We start from the raw sequence: 4305 nt of genomic DNA, 5'->3' as shown, positions 1-4305 counted from the left end.
CCCGCCCGCCCCGCCCCCCCCCCCCCCCCCGGGGCCCCCCTCGCCCCCCCGCCCCGGGGGGCGCCCCGACCCCTCGGTTCCCCGCCCCCCGGTGCCCGGTCGCGCGGCGGACCGCCGCCGGGCCGTCATCACCTGTCCGCTGTCACGGGGGCAGCGTGGCCGGGCGACCGGGTGCAGACCTAGGATGATCCTTGAACAGGCTGTTCAGGAGGGCTGCGCGTGGAGTTCGGGCTGCTCGGCGGTGTCCGGGCGGAGGTGGGTGGTGTCGACCTCGACATCGGTCACACCCGACAGCGCGGGGTCCTCGCCGCGCTGCTGCTCGACGAGGGCCGGCCGGTGCCGGTGGACCGGCTGGTCGACCGGCTGTGGGGCGAGCGCCCGCCGCTGCGGGCCCGCGACACCGTCTACGGGTACGTGTCGAAGCTGCGCGCCGCCGGCATCCCCATCCGGCGCGGCCCCGGCGGGTACGCGCTCGACGCCGACCGGGTGGACCTGCGCGAGTTCCGCGACCTGGTGGCCGGGGCGCGCGGGGCGCCCGACGCCGAGGCCGCGCGGCGCTACGACCGGGCGCTGGCCCTGTGGCGCGGAGACCCGTTCGACGGCCTCGACTCGCCGTGGTTCGCCGAGGTCAGGGCGTCGCTCCAGGCCGAGCGCACGGCCGTCGAGCTGGACCGCAACGACGTGGCCCTCCGGCTCGGCGGGCACACCGCCCTGTTGCCCGCGCTCCACGCCGCCGCGGCGGCCCACCCGCTGGACGAGCGGGTCGCCGGGCAGCTCATGCTGGCCCTGCACCGCGCCGGCCGGTCGTCGGAGGCGCTGCGGCACTACGACGAGCTGCGCCACCGCCTCGCCGACGAGCTGGGCGCCGACCCGGACCCGCGCCTGAGGGACCTGCACCTGCGCATCCTCGACGGCAACGGCAACGGCAACGGCAACGGCAACGGCGACCGGGACCGGGACCGCGTCGAGACCGCCGGCGCGCGCCGGGTCGTGCCCCGCCAGCTCCCGGCGCCCCAGCCGTGGTTCACCGGCCGCGAGAAGGAGATCGCCGACCTCACCGAACCGTCCGGCACGGTCGTCATCACGGCCATCGGCGGCGTGGGCGGCATCGGCAAGACCGCGTTGGCGCTGCACTGGGCCCACCGGCACGCCGACGACTTCCCCGACGGCCAGCTCTACGCCAACCTGCGCGGGTTCGACCCGGCCGCGGAGCCGATGGCGCCGCAGACCGTCCTGCGCGGCTTCCTCGGCGCGCTCGGCGTCGACGACCCGCCCGCCGACCTCGACGCCCAGTCCGCCCTGTACCGCAGCCTGCTGTCCCAGCGGCGGGTGCTGGTCGTGCTGGACGACGCCCGCGACACCGCCCAGGTCACGCCGCTGCTGCCCGGCGCGGGCCGCTGCACCGTGCTGATCACCAGCCGCCGGCAGCTCCTGGGCGTGGTCACCGCCCACGGCGCGCGTTCGGTGGCGCTGGACGTGCTCGACGAGCACGACGCCCGCGTGTTCCTCACCTCCCGCCTCGGCGCGGAACGCGTCCACGCCGAGGCCGAGGCGGTCGGGCAGCTCATCCGGCTGTGCGGCGGCCTGCCGCTGGCGCTGAGCATCGTCGCCGCCCGCGCGGTCACCCAGCCCGACCTGCCGCTGTCGGGCCTGGTCGAGGAGCTGGCCGAGCACCGCCTCGACGCGCTGGACGACCTCAGCTCCGACCTGCGCACGGTGTTCGCCTGCTCGTCAAGGGTCCTGTCGCCGGGCGCGGTCGAGCTGTTCGGGTTGCTGGGCCTGGTGTCCGCGCCGGACGTGGGCCTGCGCGCCGCGGGCGAGCTGACCGGCCGCGCCGACACCCGCAGGCTGCTCCGCGAGCTGGAGGCCGCCCACCTGGTCCAGCAGCACCGCGCGGGCCGCTACCGGATGCACGACCTGGTGCGCCTCTACGCCGCCGAGGTCGCCCCGGCCGGCGCGGACGACGCCCTCGACCGGTTCACCGGCTACTTCGCGGCCACCGCCCACGCTGGCGACCGCCTGCTGGAGCCGCACCGGCCGCGAATCCCCGCGCCGGCGGGGCGGGCCGCGCGGCTCGACGACGTGACCGCGGCCCTGGAGTGGTTCGACGTCGAGTACGAGTCGGTGCTGCACGCGCAGCGCCTGGCCGCCGCCCGGGGCCGCCACGACGTGGCCTGGCACTTCGCGTGGGGCCTGACGAACTACCACCTGCGCCGGGGCCACGCGGCCGAGGACATCGAGGTGTGGCGGATCGCCCTGGCCGCGGCCGACGCGCTCGACGACAGGTTCAAGCGGGTCACCGCGCACAAGTTCCTCGGCCTGGCGCTCACCGACGTCGGCCGCTTCGACGACGGCGACCACCACCTGAGGCGGATGCTGGAGCTGGTCGAGGGCGGCTACGACCGGGCCGCCGCGCACCGGGCGATGGCGTGGGCGATGGAACGGCGGGGCGACGTCGCCGGGGCGTTGGAGCACGCGCGGGCGCAGCTGGCCCTGTTCCGCGAGCTGGACCTGCCGATCCGCGTCGCCGAAGCCCTCAACGACGTCGGCTACCGGCTGGCCAGGCTCGGCCACCACGACCGGGCCGAGGAGCACTGCCTGGAGGCGCTGGCCCTCAACCGGGAGCTGGGGCACGTCGAGGGGCTGGCGGCCACCTCGGACAGCCTCGGCTACATCGCCCACCAGCACGGCCGCGACGCCGACGCGGTGGAGCACTACCGGCACGCCCTGGAGCTGTACCGGCAGCTCGACAACTCCTACGAGGAGGCCAGCGTGCTGCGCCACTTCGGCGACGTGCTGGCCGCCGCGGGTCGTGCGGAGGAGGCCCGCGAGGCGTGGCAGCGGGCCCTGACCCTGTTCCGGGCCCAGGGGCGGGTCGAGGACGAGGACGGGGTGCTGACCCTGCTCGGCTGACCGCGGGCTTGTTGTCACCGACCGCGTCGCGTGGTCGGGCGCGGCCTTGTCCGGTGGGGCGCGGCTCTGTTGTGACAGCGCCGCTCGGCGGGCGTGGCCCCGCCCGGTTCGGCGTGGCCCTGTTCGTCGGGTGCGGCCCTGCCCGATTGGTTGAGTTCGGCCGGACGTGGTCGTGCCCGGTTCGGCGGCCGTGCGAAGATCGTCCCGTGACCGAGCACCCGACCGCACAGCAACTCGCCCGCCGCACCTCCGCCGCGGTCGACGCGGCCGTCGGGGCGGGACGCGACCTGGGCCTCACCGTGACCGACGCCGCGGTGCTGCACGACCTGTTCTCCGTCGTCGTCCACCTCGCACCCGCGCCGGTCGTGGTCCGGGTGCCCACCGTCCTGCCGCGAGCCACGGACCTCGACGTGCTGGCGCGCCGCCAGCGGTCGGAACTGGACGTGACGCGGTGGCTGGCGGACCGGGGCACGCCCGTGATCCCGCCCAGCCCCCTCGTGCCGGGGGAACCCGTCCAGCGCGACGGCTTCTCGATGACGTTCTGGCAGTTCGTCGAGGAGGACAAGGACAGGGAACCCGACTACGCGGCCAACGCCGAGTCCACCGCCGCCCTGCACGCCGCCCTGCGCGACTACCCGGGCGAGCTGTCGTTCCTGTCCGCCGCCGAACCGGGGTTCGTCGAGGAAAGCCTCACCCTGCTGGAGAAGACCCCCGACCTCCTGCCCCCGGCCGACCTGGACCGGGCGCGCCGGGAGTGGCGGGTGCTGGAGCCGCTGGTGCGCTCGCGGGCGGCGTTCGAGGAGGCGTTCCCGGGCATCGACCTCCAGCCCGTCCACGGTGACTGCCCGCCCGCGAACGTCTTCTCCGGTGTGGACGGTGACCGCTACGCGGACTTCGAGCTGATCACCCTGGGCCCGGTGGAGTGGGACCTGGCCGCCTTGGGCCCCGACCTCGAAGCCGCGTACAACGAGGGCGCGACCCGCAACGGCCTGAGGCCGTTGGACGAGGGCGTGCTGCGCTTCGTGAACGCGGTGGGGATGCTGCGGGTCATCGCCTGCTTGACGCTCGTGCCGCAACTGCCCGTGCTGGTGGACTACCTGGCGCCGGGCGTGGAGCAGTGGCGGACGATGCCCTTCGCCGGCGGCCTGTCCGACTAGCCGCAGCCCGCCCAACCCGCGCCCCAACTCGCCTCAACCCGCACCCGGCCCGCGCCCGGTCCGCGCCCCAACCCGCGCTCCGGCTCGCCCCGACCCGCACCCGGCCTGCGCTCCAGCTCGCCCCAACCCGCGCTCCGGTCCGCCCCGACCCGCACCCGGCCTGCGCTCCAGCTCGCCCCAACCCGCGCTCCGGTCCGCCCCGACCCGCACCCGGCCTGCGCTCCAGCTCGCCCCA

At 76.1% G+C, this 4305-nt stretch carries 2 protein-coding genes; both read left to right on the top strand.

The features are described 5' to 3' along the window. The first annotated feature begins 219 nt into the window (after positions 1 to 219). A complete protein-coding gene (locus tag ACFV4N_RS40435) occupies positions 220 to 2913 on the top strand; it encodes an AfsR/SARP family transcriptional regulator (protein ID WP_499677983.1) in 2694 nt (897 codons plus the stop codon). A gap of 206 nt (positions 2914 to 3119) precedes the next feature. Beyond that, entirely contained in the window at positions 3120 to 4070 is a 951-nt protein-coding gene (locus tag ACFV4N_RS40430) for an aminoglycoside phosphotransferase/kinase family protein (RefSeq protein WP_499677982.1), read from the top strand. Positions 4071 to 4305: the final 235 nt, after the last annotated feature.

Source organism: Actinosynnema sp. NPDC059797 (genome assembly GCF_042732085.1).
In the GTDB taxonomy this organism is placed as follows: Bacteria; Actinomycetota; Actinomycetes; order Mycobacteriales; family Pseudonocardiaceae; genus Actinosynnema.
Note: the sequence above shows the minus strand (reverse complement) of the source record. Positions and strands in the feature narration are given on the sequence as shown.